This is a genomic window from Arthrobacter sp. FW306-05-C, from assembly GCF_021801725.1.
Classification (GTDB): domain Bacteria; phylum Actinomycetota; class Actinomycetes; order Actinomycetales; family Micrococcaceae; genus Arthrobacter.
Genome location: NZ_CP084556.1, coordinates 3,816,261 through 3,832,873 on the forward strand (window position 1 = coordinate 3,816,261; position 16,613 = coordinate 3,832,873).

Here is a 16,613-nt window from a genome sequence, read left to right on the forward strand (position 1 = left end):
TTAGCGCGCCGGGCGAAGGGTGCGTGAAAAGACTGGTTGAACTGCTGAAACGGGGTGAGGCCCCTTGGTTGCCGGGTGGTGAACGAGAGGGAACAACAGAACTGGGAGCTAAGTGATGTCGACCTGTCGTGGGCATCGGCCAGCCGGGGGCGGCACCCTAAGAGGCAATGAGGTAATCAACGAGCATTGCTTCCAGTGGGCTCGATTCTTCGGGCAGGCACCCCGGGGGCCAGACCGTCGGTTCCCGGTCCGCTTGTTCAGCGTTGTACTTGCGACCGGTGGGCGAGACCCAGCCCGGTGGCTCGTTCCGGGCAGCTGGACCCGGACTCCAGCCGGTTCGATGCTTGAGCCGGTGGTGCTTGGGGCACAACTGTCCCAGATTGCTGATTCCGGTGGGGCCTCCGTGCTCCCAGGCTGTGAGGTGGTCCGCCTCGTTGTCCTGGCTGTGGTTGCTGCAGCCAGGAAAAGTGCATTTTCCATCGCGCATCTTCAACCACCGCTTCAATGACTCCGGGAGGCGGTAGCTAGTCCGGCCAATTTCCAGCGGCGCTCCATCACGAGGGTCCACCAAGACCCGGTAGAACGAACCTGCACCCTCCGCGACAAGTTTGCGTGCCATGGATGCCGGGATGGGCCCGTATCCGTCAAGCTCGGCGGGTTCGTCGGTTGTGCCGAGGACGGAAAAGACCGGGACCGTGACCAACACGTCCGCCTTGATGGACGGCCCGGACCCGGAGGAGTGGCCGGAATCCCCTAACAGCCGCCCTGCCGCTACGTCCACCTTGAGCTGGGTGAGGGTCCGCGGTTCATTCGGGCCCTGCAGTCCACGCGCCGCGGCGGACGCCTTGTTCCAGATGGCACAGGCCTTATCCGCGGCCATGTACAACGAAACCCAAGCCATCCCGTTGCGGTCCGGGGAGTACTCCATCCGCCGGTCCTCAACCGACTTCGCGTGCCTGGCCTCAAGGGACTCCGGATGGTGGCGTTCCCGCCAAGCACGTACCTTGCGCCGGAAGCGCGCCGGCGCCAGTTCCCCCACCGCGGCACCCCTTGCTGCGTTGGGCGCTTCCGGGTCCAGGAAGTGCGCCTCAAGTGCAGCAGCAGCGGCATCGTTCAGCCCAGTGGTTTCGTCGACCATGATCCGCGCGTGCTGCCACGAGATTTTCCCCGCCGCCAAGGCATCCAAGGCCGCAGGCAACGTTGTGGTCAACGCGTGCGCCTCACCCAGCAGCCCCGACGCTGCAGGCTCACCGATGGTAAGAACGCAGGCGACCTCCGCCACCAGGCTCATTTCGCGAGCTGATGACTCATATGCGCTTTCCGCCGGTCCTTCCATGGCAGAGGTTGCTTCTGCATATTCCGTCAGCAAGCGCACTTTGACGGCCGCAGTGGCCGCTTCGATCCGGGCCACAATGCCTAAGCCGTCCAGGTAGGAATCTGCAAGTTCGCGAAGCGGATCATAACCGTCGGTGTCATGAGCGCGATCCGCAGTCTCCGGAGATTCGCCCAGGACTCCGGCCAACTCGTCCGCCAGCCCGCCCAGGAACGTGGCGGCGTCGGCCAGCCGGGCCTTGCCTCCACTGTCCAGAACCGCTTTGGTTTCCATATCCAAAGCCTGCCACCGGGGTCCGACATTCCAGGTTTGGTTCCCGTGGCCCGGTCAGTCAGCTCAGCGGGCGGACTGGTTCTACCGGTATGTGACACCAGGGCACGAGCGCCCAGTCATGACGTCACTCCTGGCGGAACGCCGAAATACCCGTAATTCGCTGGCCCAGAATCAGGGTATGGACCTCGTCCGTACCCTCATACGTCCGCACTGATTCAAGGTTGTTGGCGTGCCGCAGTGGCGAGTAGTCCAAGGTAATTCCGTTTCCCCCAAGGATGGTGCGCGCTTCGCGGCAGATGGCAATGGCCTCCCTGACGTTGTTGAGCTTTCCTACGGAGATCTGGACCGGCTCCAGCGTCCCGGCGTCCTTCAGGCGGCCGGTGTGGAGCGCCAGCAGCGTTCCCTTCTGAATTTCCAGCAGCATATTCACCAGCTTTTCCTGTGTGAGCTGGTACCCGGCCAGGGGCTTGCCGAACTGGAGCCGGTCTCCGGCGTAGGCGAGCGCGGCTTCATAGGAGTCCCGGGCAGCACCCATTGCGCCCCAGATGATCCCGTAGCGGGCTTCATTCAGGCACGAGAACGGGCCGCTGAGTCCACGGGCACCGGGCAGCAGCGCAGTGGACGGCAGCCGTACGTCATCGAGGCTGATGTCACATTGGATTGACGCCCGCATGGACAGCTTCGAGCTGATGGGCGTCGCAGTGAAGCCGGGGGTGTCCGTCGGGACGATGAACCCGCGGATACCTTCGGCGGTATTCGCCCAGATGATCGCAATCTGGGCCACGGAGGCAAGGCCGATCCAGCGTTTGGCCCCGTTAATGACCCACCCACCGTCTCCATCGGGTGCCGCAAAAGTCGCCATGCTGGATGGGTCGGAGCCGGCCGTCGGCTCGGTGAGCCCGAAGCAGCCGATCTTCTCGCCCCGCGCCATCGCCGGCAGGTTTTCGTTCCGTTGCTCCTCGGACCCCCACTTGTGGATGGCACTCATGGCCAGGGAACCCTGGACGCTGACGAAGGTCCGAAGTCCTGAGTCGCCGGCTTCCAACTCCATGGCGGCGATTCCGTACTCGACCGCGCTGCGGCCCGGGCATCCGTAGCCCTTCAGGTGCATCCCAAGGACCCCCAACTTCCCAAGCTCGGGAACAAGCTCGAGCGGGAAACGGGCGTCCTCGTACCAGCCAGCAATGTTGGGCCGGATCCGTTCATCCACAAAGTTACGGACCGTGCTGCGCAGCTCCAGCTCCGCGGGGGTCAGGAGGCTGTCGAGGTTGAGCACGTCGTCGAAGACCAGGGCGGGTGCGGGTGCGGTTACGGTCACGGGGTTCTCCTGGCAGGTCAAGGGTGGGTCGGTGTCGGCACGGGCGTGATTTGCACCACCCGGTGACCTGAACCACTGTGCCAGTCCGATTGCGGTCAAAGCCAATACCTAATAAGGATCCCGCTTATGCCCCACGTGCATCAATAACCGTTCAATCCGGCGACGGGAGGACCTCTTCCGAGAGCCGAAGAACCTCGCGCAGAGCCGGGCTGGCATTGTCCTTCCGCCAAACCAGCCGCAGCTGGATGGGGTCGGCCGGGTCGTCAAGGGGAAGGAACACGACACCCGGATGGCTGAAGTTTTCCGGCACAGACGACACTGTCAGCGCGACACCAATTTCTGCCGCCACCAGTGCCATGAGCGTCTGGGAATCCGGCGCAACCTGGGCGATCTCCACGACATATCCCGCGGCACTTGAGAGCCTTCGAAGGTGGTCATGGAGGATGGCGCCCGGGTGCTCCGGCAACGTGACGAAGGGCTGTCCGGCAAGGTCTGCCATGCGCAGCGAAGCCTGACCGCTCAGGGGGTGACTCTCATACAGGGCCACGACGAGCCGCTCGTTGGCCACGATCCGCGAATCGAGGACAGCCGGGATGAAATTCCAGCGGCCGAGGCCGACTTCCATGGCCCCGCCCATGACCTTGTCCATAGCCGGAAGGGCGAAATTGGAGCTGGACAGCTCGAAGTCGATACCAGGGTGCACTTCCCGGACACGCTTGGCGAGCCTGCCGACCATCACATGCGAGGAAACCCCGGCAAAGGCGACTCTTACGCGCCCGGTTTCGCCCCGGCCCACCGAAGCGACTGCCAGGCGGCCCCGCCGGCAACCTTCGAGTATGTCCCGCGCTGGGCCGACAAGTGCCTGGCCCTCGGCAGTCAACTGCACAGTCCGCGTGCTGCGGATAAACAGGGGCGCCTTCAGTTCATGCTCAAGCCGCTGGATGGAACGGCTCAGCGGCGGCTGGGCCATATGGAGCCGGCGCGCGGCCCTGCCGAAATGTAGTTCCTCGGCCACGGCAAGAAATGCCCTGATCTGATGTATTTCCACTCCCGCGCTCAGCTTCTGCCCGGGTAAACGTCATTGTTCATACGCCCAAGATACCCAAAGGAATGCGCCGACACTGATAACAGGCAGGTATCAGTCCAGCACCAAATACGTATTGGACGTGAATCAGTCCGCTTGCAAGGGTTGGTGATGCAGAACACATTGCGGAGGATTCAGATGACACAACCGATCGACGAATCGGTCTCCAGAAAGCAGCACCATGCCACTGGAGGCAACGACAACCACGGCTTTGATGCCTTGGGCCGGGCAAGCGCCGGGCCCCTCGCAGGCATTGTGGTCGCAGATTTCAGCAGAGTGCTGGCCGGCCCGTACGCCACCATGCTCCTGGCTGACATGGGCGCCACAGTGATCAAGGTTGAGGGACCTGAGGGTGACGACACCCGCACATATATGCCCCCCGTCCGGGACGGCGAGGCCACGTTCTTCCTCGCGGTCAACCGAAACAAACATTCCATTGCCTTGGATCTGAAGGATCCGGAGGACCTCGACGTAGCGCGTTCCCTGATCAGCACCGCGGACGTCATGATCGAGAATTTCAAGCCCGGCAACATGGCGCGGCTGGGCTTGGATTATGCGTCTGCGGCCGAATTGAACCCGGACATTATCTATGCTTCCATCACCGGATTCGGTACCGGAGCCGGCGCACACATTCCGGGATATGACCTGTTGGTGCAGGCCGCCTCGGGAATGATGAGCCTGACCGGGGACCAGGACACCCAACCGTACCGGGCAGGCATCGCGCTCTTCGATGTCATCACAGGCCTGCACGCTGCCATTGGAATCCTGGGGGCGCTACACCACAAGGACCGGACCGGCGAGGGCCAGCTGGTGGAACTGAACCTGCTGACCTCGGCCCTGTCCGGCATGGTGAACCAGTCTGCGGCCTACGTAACGGGCGGTGTAGTACCCACCAGGATGGGCAACGAACACCCCAGCATGTATCCATACGCTCCGATGCAGACCGGGGACGGCACTATCATCATCGCGACGGGAAATGACGCGCAGTTCGTCCGGCTCTGCGGGGCACTGGGGATTCCCGCGGTCGCCCGGGACCCGAAGTTCACCACGACGCTGCAGCGCAATGCCAACCGCAACGAGCTGCGGGACATCCTCCACGCCCAGTTGGCTGCTCAATCAGCCGACGAGTGGTTCCACGAGCTGTCCTCGGCAGGGCTGCCCTGCGCTCCGATCCAGGATGTCCGCGGTGGTGTTGAGTTGGCCGAACAGCTGGGGCTGAACCCGGTAGTGATGGCGGGTGAAGGGCCCCGGAAAATACCCACAGTCCGCCATCCGGTCGACTATTCCCTTACCCCGGTGGACTACTCACTCGCTCCGCCTGGCTTGAACGAAAGCTCCGGGCTGGTGCGGGACTGGCTGCTGCACCGGAAAGCCCTGGTCGATGCCTGAAACCTACCGGACCCGCGTCTGCCCACGGTGGTCCGATCAGGACCTCAACGGGCACGTCAACCACGCCGCCGTCGTCACGCTTCTGGAGGAGTCAAGAATCAAGTGGCGGTCTTCGATGCCGGGCATACGTCAAGCCGAGGCGACCCCCACGGTGGTAGCCAACCTCGAAGTGAACTATCGGCGGCCAGTCCACCTCGGCGAAGACCTGGAGGTTGAACTGACCGTGACCAGGATCGGCACGAGTTCATTCAGCCTGGAATTCAGGGGCAGCCAACACGGGGCAGTCGCCGTAGACGGCCGGACCGTGCTGGTTTCAGTTCATCCGGACACCGGCACGTCCCGGCCCTTGGTGGAAAACGAGCGCCGCTGGCTCGCTCTTTTCCAGCCTTCGCAGGGAAACACCGACCCGCAGCGTAAGCGGGTCCGCAATCACACACCACTGGAGCACACTCGATGACACCGGAAACCGCCGCGAACGGCACCGATTTTTACCTTATGGACGATTTCCTCAGCGCTGAGGACCGGGCGCTCCGGCTCAAAGTCCGCGCCTTTGTCGATAAAGACCTGCTGCCCGTTATCAATGGCTATTGGGAACGTGCCGAGTTTCCCTTCGAACTTGTTCCCAAGCTTGCCGGGCTCGGCATCGCCGGAACAACCATTCAGGGCTACGGATGTCCCGGGCTAAGCCGGCTTGCCGCCGGGATTGTTGCTGCAGAGATCTCCCGCGGCGATGGTTCCGTCAACACTTTCCTCGGCGTCCAGTCCGGACTGGCGATGGGAACCATCAACATGCTCGGCAGCGAGGAGCAAAAGCAACGCTGGCTCCCTGAAATGGCCACCCTCGCCAAGATCGGCGCCTTCGCCCTGACCGAACCCGAGCACGGCTCTGATTCGGTGGCACTCGAAACCAGCGCGCGCCGGGATGGGGACAGCTACATCATCAACGGGCGCAAGCGCTGGATCGGCAATGCCAGCATGGCCGACGTCGTCATCATCTTTGCCCGCGACGAAGCGGATGCGAAGGTCAAGGCGTTCGTGATGGAGCGTAACGAGGACGGCAGCTTTCCGGACGGGTATTCCACCGAAGTCATTACCGGCAAGATCGGCAAGCGGGCGATCCTCCAGCCGGACATCACGTTCGACAACCTCCGGGTCCCGGCGGCCAACCGGCTCACTGAATGCCACTCGTTCAAGGATGTCAGCCGGGTGCTGACCTCCACGCGAAGCGGCGCATCCTGGGAGTCTTACGGCCACGCATTGGCCGCATACGAGATCGCCGTGGACTACGCCAAGACCCGCCAGCAGTTCGGCAAACCGATCGGCAGTTTCCAACTGGTGCAGAACAAGCTGGCCAATATGCTTGCCGAACTGACGGCCATGCAACTCATGTGCTTCCGGCTGGCCGTGCTCGCCGAGGATGGCCGGATGACCGGTCCCATGGCTTCGCTGGCCAAGATGCAGACCGCCCGGAAAGCCCGCTGGATCTGTTCAGAAGCGCGGGACATGCTCGGCGGCAACGGCGTGCTGCTGGAGAACCATGTGGCGAGGCACATGACCGATATGGAGGTCGTCTCCACCTACGAGGGCACAGACTCCATCCAGTCGCTTCTCGTTGGCCGGGAGATCACCGGCCTCTCCGCTTTCAGTTAGCGCCCCGCCGGGCTGCCCCGGCTTCCACAGGCACGACACCAACCAGAATCATCCATGCAAAGGAAAAGTCATGAGCAATTTCACCAACCGGGTGGCCGTGGTCACCGGCGGGGCGCAAGGAATCGGCGCGGCCACCGCGCTGAAACTGGCCGCCGGGGGCGCCACCGTCGTCGTCATGGACCTCAATGAGGATGGCGCCAAGGACACAGCACAGCGGATCTCGGACCACCCGGACGTCCTGGCGGCAGCCGGAAAGGCCGTGGCCGCCTGCTGCGACGTCACGGATGAGGCAGCCGTGGACCGGGTATTCGATGACATTCACCGTGAGTTCAGCCGCCTCGACATCCTGGTAAACAACGCCGGCATCACCCGCGACAACATGTTCTTCAAGATGGAGCGGCCGGACTGGGACTCCGTCCTGGCCACCAACCTCACCAGCGCCTACCTCTGCACGCGCGCCGCCCAGCGCTACATGGTTCCGGCCAAGTACGGCAAGATCGTCTCGCTCAGCAGCCGCAGCGCACTGGGCAACCGTGGCCAGGCCAACTACGCGGCTGCAAAGGCCGGTATCCAGGGCCTGACCGCGACGCTCGCCATCGAGCTGGGCCCGTTCAACATCACGGTCAACGCCGTGGCACCGGGTTACATCGCCACCTCGATGACTGCCGCAACGGCAGAGCGGGTGGGCGCAAGCCCGGCTGAACACCAGCGGGCGGTGGCGGAACGTACCCCGCTGGGGCGGGTTGGCCAGCCAGAGGAAGTGGCCGCGGCCGTGGCGTTCTTCGCCGGTGATGACTCCTCGTACATCTCCGGTCAAACCCTCTACATCAACGGCGGGGCCCGCTGATGCCCGAGGCATTCCTCGTTGGGGGCGTCCGCACCCCGGTAGGCCGTCACGGTGGCGTGCTTGCCACCGTGCGCCCCGACGACTTGGCCGCGCTTGTGCTGCAGGCCGCAGTGGACAGGGCCGGCGTCGATCCTGCCACCGTCGACGAGATCATCTTTGGCTGTGTTAACCAGGCAGGTGAGGACAACCGTAACGTTGCCCGGATGGCCGCACTGCTGGCCGGGTTCCCGCACGCCGTACCGGCCGTGACCGTCAACAGGCTCTGCGCCTCCGGGCTAACCGCGATCAGCATGGCGGCGCAATCGGTTCGCAACGGTGACGCAGACCTTGTAGTGGCTGGCGGCGTAGAGTCGATGACCCGCGCGCCATGGGTGATGGCCAAGCCCGAGAAGCCCTACTCCAAACCGGGCGAACTCGCGGACACCTCAATCGGTGCGCGGTTTGTTAACCCGCGGATGGAGTCCGGGGCGCGGTTCTCCATGCCCGAGACGGCAGAAGAGGTAGCCAGGCGGGAGAACATTTCCCGCGCCGACGCGGACAGCTTTGCACTGCGCTCGCACAATCTGGCTGTGGCGGCGATTGACGCCGGCCGCTTCAGCGACGAGATAGTCCCCGTTCCGGTCAGTGGCAGACGGGGGGAAGTCTCGCTGGTGGACACCGATGAAGGACCCAGGCGCGGTTCAACCGCCGATGCCCTGGCCGCCCTCCGACCGATCGTGGCGCCCGGTGGAGTGGTTACCGCCGGCAACTCCAGCTCCCTCAACGACGGCGCATCCGCTGTATTGGTCGCCAGCGGCGATGCCGTGGAGCGCTACGGGCTAACCCCCCGGGCCCGCATCGTCAGCAGCCAAGCGGCCGGTGTCGCGCCGGAAGTGATGGGCGTCGGTCCGGTGCCGGCGACACAAAAGGCACTGGCCAAGGCGGGCTGGGATCTCGCTGAGGTGGGCGCCGTCGAACTCAACGAGGCGTTCGCAGCGCAGGCGCTGGCCTGCATGCGGCTGCTTGGGATGGATGCGGGAACCGTCAACAACGACGGCGGTGCGATCGCCCTGGGCCATCCCTTGGGCTCCTCCGGATCACGGATCGTCGTCACGCTGCTGGGCCGCATGGAACGCGAAAACGCCAACCGCGGCCTTGCAACGATGTGCGTGGGCCTGGGCCAGGGCGTCGCCATGCTGCTGGAGAGGGTCTAAATGAGACTGTTCAAGGACGCCGCCGAGCTTGCCGGCATGGCCGGCCAGGAAATCGGAGTGAGTGGATGGCACACCCTGGACCAATCCCAGATCCAGGCTTTCGCCGACGCCACCCTGGACCAACAGTGGATACACACCGACCCGGAGCGGGCAGCACGCGGGCCCTTCGGCGCCACGGTTGCCCACGGCTACCTCAGCTTGTCGCTGCTGCCATACCTGGCGGGCCAGGTGTACCGGGTCGACGGGGCCGCGATGATCATCAACTACGGCCTGAACAAGGTAAGGTTCCCGGCGCCGGCCAGGGTCAACTCGCGCATCAGGGACCGGCTGACGCTGGCCTCGGTGAGCGAGACAGCCAGTGGTCGGCAGCTGCAGTTCCATCACCTGATCGAACTGGACGGCTCGCAGAAGCCTGCCTGCATAGCGGAGACTGTCTCCCTGCTCCCGAACTGAACTGCCCTTGAAGACCTTGCACCACCATCCGAACAACGACGTTTGCGTCCCGGCCTGCCTACAGGCTCTTCCCGAGGGAGAAACTCCATGAGCACAGAAAACCCCAATCTCACATATGCCGACGCTGACCCGCAGGGCCTGGCGTCGGAGCTGCAGGTGACGCCGGCTGAACTACGCCGCACCTCTATCTCGTCCTTCCTTGGTTCCGCCCTGGAATACATGGACTTTACGCTCTACACCCTCGCCGCAGCGCTGGTCTTCGGGCCGCTCTTCTTCCCCAATACGGACCCGGCGATGGCATTGATGGCGAGCTTTGCCGCGTTCGGTTCCGGGTTTCTTGTCCGGCCCCTGGGCGGAATCTACTTCGGCTACCTTGGCGACAAGTATGGGCGGAAATCCGTCCTGGTCATCACCGTAGGGATGATGGGTATCGCCACCCTGGGAATGGGCCTGCTGCCCACATTCGCCCAGATCGGCATCATGGCCCCGATCCTCCTGGTGCTCCTGCGGCTTATCCAGGGATTCGGCGCGGGCGCGGAGCTCTCGGGGGCCTCGCTGCTGCTGGTGGAATCCGCTCCTTCCAGTAAGCGCGGCTTTTATGGCGCAGTGGTGGCACTCGGAACGGCGACCGGAGTGCTGTTGGCCAGCGGACTGTGGCTGCTGCTCTCGCAGATGCCCAAGGACGACTTCCTCGCTTGGGGATGGCGTATCCCCTTCCTGCTGAGCGTCGGTACCACTCTTGTGGCGCTGTATTTGCGGCGGAGCGTGAGCGAGTCACCGGTCTTCGAGGCCGTCAAGGCGCGGCGTGCGGCGGCCCGTCTTGAGGCCCGGCAGCAAAGCATTTGGCGTGACGCTGCAGATTCCAAGAAGGCCTTCCTCGTCTCACTGGGCATCAAGCTCGGCGAAAACGGTTCGGTCTACCTCGTCAAGGGCTTCCTTATCGGCTGGACGGTTTCGGTAGTGAAGATGGATGCAAACCTGGTCACTACCGGTGTAACACTCGGCTCCGTGCTGGGCGTCGTAACAGTCTTGCTGACCGGGAAGCTCACAGACCGGTTTGGCCGGCGCAAAGTTTGGCTCTGGCTCTCGGGGTTCCAGTTCGCCTTCACCATTCCCGCGATGCTGATGATCGAAACGCGTAACCCCATATTGGTGGCCTTGGTCTTTGTTATCTTCGTTGGCGGTCCGCTGCCGAACCTGTACGGCGTGGAGTCGACCTGGCTGGTTGAAATGTTCGGGTCCAAGCGCCGCTTCTCTTTCATGACAACTGTCAAGGAAATCGGCGCCGTCCTGTCCGGCGGTCTCGGCCCCATCATCGCAGCCAGCGTCGTTGCTGCGACCGGGCCGGGGTGGATCCCGGTAGCCGGAATCCTCATGGCTTATGCCGCGATCGGTATTGCAGCAGGGTTCTTCGCCCCCGAAACCAGGGGCCGGGACCTCAATTCGGAGGCCGACGCGTTCTAAGTCGACGAAGCGGGCGACGGCGGAAGATTCCCGCCGTCGCCCGCTTTCGTTATACCGGAGGAGGCTAATACCCCGCTCTCCCCTTGTTGATTGCGGCGCGGGTGGCCCCACCCTCGCTCTAGATGTGGATCGGGAGCTGGAGGGCTGCCGTCCCATTTGGGTAGACACTGTGGCCAGGAGGGCTTGCCATCAGGGCATCGTTCCTGCTGTCCACCGTGATCGCAAAGTTCGCGCCGGGGTTTCTGGCACTGCGTGAATTACAGCTCCCTGTTGGGCGGCTTGCAACGAGCGGAAGGCGATCTAATTTCTCCGTCTGCTCGGATAATTCCCGTTGGGGACACTTGCAGCATGACGAAGCCATCGAGCGGTTACGTGTATATGTCGCCGATCAGATGTAGGTTTTGCTTAATCAACTTCAAGCTGCCGCCGGACACGAAGCTGTGTCCGCGTAGGGCCTCAATGGGGGTAAGACATGGAATTTGCAGAAAAACTTTCAGCGTTGGCCGCAAAGGTACGCCAGCAGCGGGGTGTTATCCAAACGGAAGAGGCAACGAAGAATGCCTTCGTGATGCCTTTCATTTCGACGATTCTTGGCTATGACGTCTTCAATCCACTCGAAGTCGTCCCGGAATTCGTCGCGGACGTGGGCCTCAAGAAGGGTGAGAAGATCGACTATGCCATCGTAAAAGATGGCGAAGTCCAGATCCTGATCGAGTGCAAGAAGTCTACTGAGCCGGTCAAGATCGAGCACGCATCGCAGCTTTTCCGGTACTTTGCTGTCACAAATGCGCGAATCGCCATTCTCACCAACGGCGAGGTCTACCAGTTCTTCACGGATCTGGACGCACCTAACCGAATGGATGCGAAACCATTCCTCGTGCTGGATTTGAACGACATCGACCAGTCCCTGATCCCCGAACTGCAGAAACTGTCCAAGGATGTCTTCGACTTGGACTCGATCATCAGCGCAGCCGGTGAATTGAAATACATCGGCGAGCTGAAACGAACACTGGCTGCACAGTTCAAGGAACCTGAAGATGAATGGGTCAAGTTCCTCACAGCGAGGGTCTACTCCGGACCTTACACGCAGAAGGTTCGGGAGCAGTTCACAACGCTGGTTGGGAAGGCCACCAAGCAATTCCTTAATGACCAGGTGAATGAGCGACTGAAGAAGGCCTTGGGCAACCCTGGGTTCCCGCAAACTGACGACACCATGGTTCCGGCCGCGGTCACCAGCACCCCCGTTGCCGAAGCCGATCTCGCTGAGGCCGACGCCTTGGAGACAACACTTGAGGAAATCGAGGGCTACCAAATTGTGCGGGCCATCGTCTGCAGCGAGGTAAAGCCGGCACGGGTGGCGCAACGCGACGCGAAGTCGTATTTTGCGGTGCTGCTCGATGACAACAACCGCAAGCCCATTGCCCGCCTCCACTTCAACCGGATGCAGAAGTACTTGGGCATATTCAATGACAGCAAAGAAGAGACTCGGGTGCCCATCAACTCGCTGGAGGAGATCTACGAGCATACCGAAGCACTTCGAGCGACTGTGAAGAGCTACCTGTGACCAGGCCCGAGTTGACGTTTACCGACTCCCAGTCGTTATGCCAGCACCAGTAGAGCGGAGCCCAATACTTTCATAACGATGAGTAGGCTGGCCAAGATCTAAACCTCCGCCACCGGCGCCGCGAACTGGGCCTCGTAGAGCCGCGCGTAAGCCCCGCCGGCGGCGAGCAGTGAAGCGTGCGTCCCCTGCTCCACGATCTGGCCAGCCTCCATCACCAGGATGAGGTCGGCGTCGCGGATCGTGGACAGGCGGTGCGCGATCACAAATGACGTCCGGTCAGACCTCAAAGCACTCATGGCCTTCTGCACCAGCACCTCGGTCCGGGTATCCACGGAGGACGTCGCCTCGTCAAGAATCAGCACCGAAGGCTGTGCCAGGAACGCCCGCGCAATCGTCAGCAGCTGCTTCTCACCGGCGGACACGTTGGAACCTTCGTCGTCCAGCACGGTGTCGTACCCGTCGGGCAGGGACTTCACGAACCGGTCCACGTACGTCGCCCGCGCTGCCTCCAGAACCTCGGAGGAAGAAGCCGTAGGCCGGCCGTACGCGATGTTGTCCCGGATGGTCCCGCCGAACAGCCACGTATCCTGCAGCACCATCCCCATCCGCGAGCGCAGGTCGTGGCGGGTCATGGTGGTGATGTCGACGCCGTCCAGAGTGATCCGGCCGCCATCGAGCTCGTAGAACCGCATCATCAGGTTCACCAGCGTGGTCTTGCCCGCCCCAGTGGGCCCCACAATGGCTACCGTCTGCCCGGGCTCCGCCACCAAGGAAAGCCCAGTAATCAGCGGCTTGTCCTGCGAATACGAGAAGGACACGTCCTCAAAAACCAGGCGCCCCCGCGAAGCACCGTCCGGGCTCTGCAACGAAGCCCCGGCAGGGTCCGCCGACTGCTCCTCCGTATCCAGCAGCTCAAACACCCGCTCTGCAGACGCCACCCCGGACTGCAGTAGGTTGGCCATCGACCCCAGCTGCGCCAGCGGCTGCGTGAACTGCCGCGAGTACTGGATGAACGCCTGCACATCTCCCAGCTGCATCGCCCCGGAGGCCACCTGCAGCCCGCCCACGACGGCGATCCCCACGTACACCAGGTTCCCGATGAACGTCATGGCCGGCATGATCAGCCCGGAAATGAACTGCGCCCCGAAGCTCGCCTCATACAGCTCCGCGTTCTTCTGCCGGAACCGCTCCCCCACCTCGCGCTGCCGCCCGAACACCTTCACCAGCGCATGCCCGGTGTAGGTCTCCTCGATCTGCCCGTTCAGCTCGCCCGTGTTGGTCCACTGCTGCACAAACAGCTTCTGCGAGCGCTTGGCAATCAGCGTGGTGATCCCGAGCGTCAGCGGAATGGTCACCAGCGCTATCAGCGCCAGCGTGGGCGACAGGATGAACATCATGACCAGCACGCCCAGCACCGTCAGCACCGATGTCACCGCCTGGCTGATGGACTGCTGCAGGCTCTGCGAAATGTTGTCCACATCGTTGGTCACCCGGCTGAGCAGCTCGCCGCGCTGGATCGAGTCGAAGTACCGCAGCGGCAGCCGGTTGATCTTCGCCTCAATCTGCTCGCGCAGCCCAAAGACCGTCCGCTGCACCACGCCGTTCAGCACATACGCCGTCCCCCACATGAACGCCGACCCCAGCACATAGAGCACCAGCGCCCATGTCAGCACGCCGGCCAGCGCGCCGAAGTCGATCCCCGCGCCCGGCGTCAGCGTCATGGCACTGAGCATGTCCGCCTTCTGGTTCTCCCCTGACGCGCGCAGCATGGCGATCAGCTGCGCCTGCGTCATCCCCGGCGGCAGCTGCTTGGACACCACGCCGGCGAAAATCAGGTTGGTGCCCTCGCCCAGCAGCCTCGGCCCGATCACCTGCAGCACCACGCCCGCAACGGCCATGAGCAGCACCAGCATCAGCCGGAACCGTTCCGGCCGCAGCGTACCCAACAGCCGCTTGGCGGAACCGCTGAAGTTCATCGCCTTCTCGGCCGGGACGTTCATCCCGGCAAAAGGTCCGCCGTGGCCGGGGCCGCCGCGCGGCCTTGGGATGCGTACGACGGCGGCCTGGCCGGGTCCGGCGGCGGGCCCGGCTTTGGTGCCGCGCACGGGAGCGGGTCCGTGGCTCATACCGTCTCCTCCGCTGCCAGCTGGGACGAAACAATTTCGCGGTACGTATCGGAACTTTCCAGCAGCTCGTGGTGCGTTCCGTGCGCGACGATCCTGCCGTCGTCGAGCACTAGTATCTGGTCCGCATCAACGATGCTGGACACGCGCTGGGCGATGACCACCATGGTGGCCCCCGCAATGTTGCGCTTGAGCGCCTGGCGCAGCCGGGCGTCCGTGCCGGTGTCCAGGGATGAGAAGGAATCGTCAAAGATGTACAGCTCGGGCCGCTTCACCAGGGCACGTGCGATTGCCAGCCGCTGCCGCTGGCCACCCGAAACGTTCGTGCCGCCCTGCGAAATAGGCGCGTCCAGCCCCTCCTCCATCCGCTCCACGAAGTCCCGGGCCTGCGCGATCTCAAGCGCGGACCACAGCTCCTCCTCCGTGGCATCCGGATTGCCATACAGTAGGTTGCTGCGGATGGTTCCGGTGAACAGGTAGGGCTTCTGCGGCACCAGGCCGATATGGCCCCACAGCAGGTCCGGGTCCAGGTCCCGGACATCCACGCCGTCCATCAGCACCGCCCCGGAGGTGACGTCGAAGAGCCGCGGCATCAGGTTCACCAGGGTGGTCTTGCCCGAACCGGTGCTGCCGATGATCGCCGTTGTCTCCCCCGCACGGGCCGTGAAACTGATGCCCTGCAGCACCGGATGCTCGGCACCCGGGTAGGCGAATCCGACGTCGCGCATTTCAAGCTCACCCCGCCGGACGGCGCTGGTGACCGGCTTCTCCGGTGGCAGGACGCTTGAACTGGTGCCCAGCACCTCCCCGATCCGGTCAGCGGACACGGATGCGCGCGGGATCATCACCGCCATGAAGGTAGCCATCATGACGGACATCAGGATCTGCATCAGGTAGCTCAGGAACGCGATCAGGGTGCCCACCTGCATGGACCCGTCCTCGATCCGGAACGACCCGAACCAGATCACCGCCACGCTGGAAACGTTCAGGACCAGCATCACCGTGGGGAACATCAGGGCCATCAGCCGGCCGGCGCGGAGGGCAACGTCGGTGACGTCGGTGTTGGCGCCGGCGAACCGCTCCGTCTCCACGTCCTCGCGCACGAACGCCCGCACCACGCGGATGCCGGTGAGCTGCTCGCGCAGCACACGGTTCACGGTGTCGATCCGGGCCTGCATCTTGCGGAACAGCGGCACCATCCGCGTGACGATCAGGCCGACGGCGATCAGCAGCACCGGGACGCATACGGCAATGAGCCACGAGAGTTGGGCGTCCTGCCGGATGGCCATGATCACCCCGCCGATGCTCAGCATGGGGGCTGCCACCATGAGTGTGGCGGACATCAGCACCAGCTGCTGGACCTGCTGGACGTCGTTGGTGGAGCGGGTGATGAGGCTGGGGGCACCGAAGCGGGTGACTTCCTGCTCTGAAAACTCCCCCACCCGTTCAAAAATGGCGCCGCGCAGGTCCCGGCCCAAGCCCATGGCCGCCTTGGCACCGAAGTACACGGCCACGACGGCGCAGGCGATCTGCGCCAGCGTGACCAGCAGCATGATGCTGCCCGTGGACAGGATGTAGCCGGTATCGCCCCGGGCCACGCCCTGGTCGATGATGTCCGCATTCAGCGTGGGCAGGTACAGCGACGCGATGGATTGCGCCAGCTGGAAAACCACGACGGCGGCCAGCAGCGGCCGGTGCGGCCGGAGGTATTCGACAAGCAACTTCCAGAGCATAGGCAGAGCCCTCACCTGACGGAGTGTCCACAAACGTGGTGCGAAGGTCAGTGTACGTCCAGAAAGGGCCGTTGATCCTGCCAGTTGACTGGGAAAAACGGCAGTTCTCCCACGGCGTATTCATCGGCCCGGGGGAGATTCAGGGCCACCCGTGGGTACGTCAGTGGGAGAGAACTGAAAGGGCGCCAA

At 63.4% G+C, this 16,613-nt stretch carries 13 protein-coding genes; 8 read left to right on the forward strand and 5 right to left on the reverse strand.

Annotated elements, in window-relative coordinates; translation table 11 throughout:
* Nucleotides 1-157: 157 nt before the first annotated feature.
* From LFT44_RS17750 to LFT44_RS17760, 3 genes are all read right to left on the reverse strand, one after another.
* Nucleotides 158-1,606, reverse strand: coding sequence for an HNH endonuclease signature motif containing protein (locus LFT44_RS17750; RefSeq protein WP_236799730.1), 1,449 nt, complete (start codon nt 1,604-1,606; stop codon nt 158-160).
* 124 nt (nt 1,607-1,730) lie between these two features.
* Nucleotides 1,731-2,924, reverse strand: coding sequence for an acyl-CoA dehydrogenase family protein (locus LFT44_RS17755; RefSeq protein WP_236799731.1), 1,194 nt, complete (start codon nt 2,922-2,924; stop codon nt 1,731-1,733).
* 151 nt (nt 2,925-3,075) lie between these two features.
* On the reverse strand, nt 3,076-3,972 hold the full coding sequence (locus tag LFT44_RS17760; RefSeq protein ID WP_236799732.1) for a LysR substrate-binding domain-containing protein: 897 nt from the start codon (nt 3,970-3,972) through the stop codon (nt 3,076-3,078).
* A gap of 174 nt (nt 3,973-4,146) precedes the next feature.
* Between LFT44_RS17760 and LFT44_RS17765 the strand changes: the two genes are divergently transcribed.
* The 8 genes from LFT44_RS17765 to LFT44_RS17800 all read left to right on the forward strand — a co-directional run bounded on the left by LFT44_RS17765 (nt 4,147) and on the right by LFT44_RS17800 (nt 12,568).
* Nucleotides 4,147-5,397, forward strand: a complete 1,251-nt coding sequence (locus tag LFT44_RS17765; protein ID WP_236799733.1) for a CaiB/BaiF CoA transferase family protein — start codon at nt 4,147-4,149, stop codon at nt 5,395-5,397.
* A complete protein-coding gene (locus LFT44_RS17770) occupies nt 5,390-5,854 on the forward strand; it encodes an acyl-CoA thioesterase (RefSeq protein ID WP_236799734.1) in 465 nt (154 codons plus the stop codon). The genes LFT44_RS17765 and LFT44_RS17770 overlap by 8 nt, the downstream gene beginning before the upstream one ends.
* Nucleotides 5,851-7,047, forward strand: coding sequence for an acyl-CoA dehydrogenase family protein (locus LFT44_RS17775; protein WP_236799735.1), 1,197 nt, complete (start codon nt 5,851-5,853; stop codon nt 7,045-7,047). The genes LFT44_RS17770 and LFT44_RS17775 overlap by 4 nt, the downstream gene beginning before the upstream one ends.
* A gap of 70 nt (nt 7,048-7,117) precedes the next feature.
* On the forward strand, nt 7,118-7,894 hold the full coding sequence (gene fabG / locus LFT44_RS17780) for a 3-oxoacyl-ACP reductase FabG (protein WP_236799736.1): 777 nt from the start codon (nt 7,118-7,120) through the stop codon (nt 7,892-7,894).
* The gene (locus LFT44_RS17785; RefSeq protein ID WP_236799737.1) at nt 7,894-9,087 is read left to right on the forward strand and encodes a thiolase family protein; all 1,194 of its coding nucleotides are present in this window, start codon (nt 7,894-7,896) and stop codon (nt 9,085-9,087) included. Before fabG ends, LFT44_RS17785 begins: the two co-directional genes overlap by 1 nt.
* Nucleotides 9,088-9,540 carry a MaoC family dehydratase gene (locus LFT44_RS17790; RefSeq protein ID WP_236799738.1) on the forward strand — a complete coding sequence of 151 codons (453 nt, stop codon included), beginning with the start codon at nt 9,088-9,090 and terminating at the stop codon, nt 9,538-9,540.
* Between the two features lie 87 nt (nt 9,541-9,627).
* Entirely contained in the window at nt 9,628-11,004 is a 1,377-nt protein-coding gene (locus tag LFT44_RS17795) for an MFS transporter (RefSeq protein WP_236799739.1), read from the forward strand.
* Nucleotides 11,005-11,476: 472 nt separating this feature from the next.
* Nucleotides 11,477-12,568, forward strand: coding sequence for a type I restriction endonuclease (locus LFT44_RS17800; protein WP_236799740.1), 1,092 nt, complete (start codon nt 11,477-11,479; stop codon nt 12,566-12,568).
* A 98-nt stretch (nt 12,569-12,666) separates the two neighbouring features.
* Here the strand turns inward: LFT44_RS17800 and LFT44_RS17805 are convergent, their stop codons facing one another.
* Together LFT44_RS17805 and LFT44_RS17810 are read right to left on the reverse strand one after the other, a co-directional pair.
* Complete coding sequence (locus tag LFT44_RS17805; protein WP_272910869.1) at nt 12,667-14,694, reverse strand: ABC transporter ATP-binding protein; 2,028 nt, start codon at nt 14,692-14,694, stop codon at nt 12,667-12,669.
* Nucleotides 14,691-16,424 (reverse strand): ABC transporter ATP-binding protein, encoded by a 1,734-nt coding sequence (locus LFT44_RS17810; protein ID WP_236799741.1) that lies wholly within the window; start codon nt 16,422-16,424, stop codon nt 14,691-14,693. Before LFT44_RS17810 ends, LFT44_RS17805 begins: the two co-directional genes overlap by 4 nt.
* Nucleotides 16,425-16,613: the final 189 nt, after the last annotated feature.

Coding starts and splice junctions, on each gene's coding strand:
- LFT44_RS17775 (WP_236799735.1), top strand. CDS start 5,851: ATGACACCGGAAACCGCCGCGAACGGCACCGATTTTTACCTTATGGAC.
- LFT44_RS17800 (WP_236799740.1), top strand. CDS start 11,477: ATGGAATTTGCAGAAAAACTTTCAGCGTTGGCCGCAAAGGTACGCCAG.
- LFT44_RS17785 (WP_236799737.1), top strand. CDS start 7,894: ATGCCCGAGGCATTCCTCGTTGGGGGCGTCCGCACCCCGGTAGGCCGT.
- LFT44_RS17805 (WP_272910869.1), bottom strand. CDS start 14,694: ATGAGCCACGGACCCGCTCCCGTGCGCGGCACCAAAGCCGGGCCCGCC.
- LFT44_RS17795 (WP_236799739.1), top strand. CDS start 9,628: ATGAGCACAGAAAACCCCAATCTCACATATGCCGACGCTGACCCGCAG.
- fabG (WP_236799736.1), top strand. CDS start 7,118: ATGAGCAATTTCACCAACCGGGTGGCCGTGGTCACCGGCGGGGCGCAA.
- LFT44_RS17770 (WP_236799734.1), top strand. CDS start 5,390: ATGCCTGAAACCTACCGGACCCGCGTCTGCCCACGGTGGTCCGATCAG.
- LFT44_RS17765 (WP_236799733.1), top strand. CDS start 4,147: ATGACACAACCGATCGACGAATCGGTCTCCAGAAAGCAGCACCATGCC.
- LFT44_RS17810 (WP_236799741.1), bottom strand. CDS start 16,424: ATGCTCTGGAAGTTGCTTGTCGAATACCTCCGGCCGCACCGGCCGCTG.
- LFT44_RS17750 (WP_236799730.1), bottom strand. CDS start 1,606: ATGGAAACCAAAGCGGTTCTGGACAGTGGAGGCAAGGCCCGGCTGGCC.
- LFT44_RS17790 (WP_236799738.1), top strand. CDS start 9,088: ATGAGACTGTTCAAGGACGCCGCCGAGCTTGCCGGCATGGCCGGCCAG.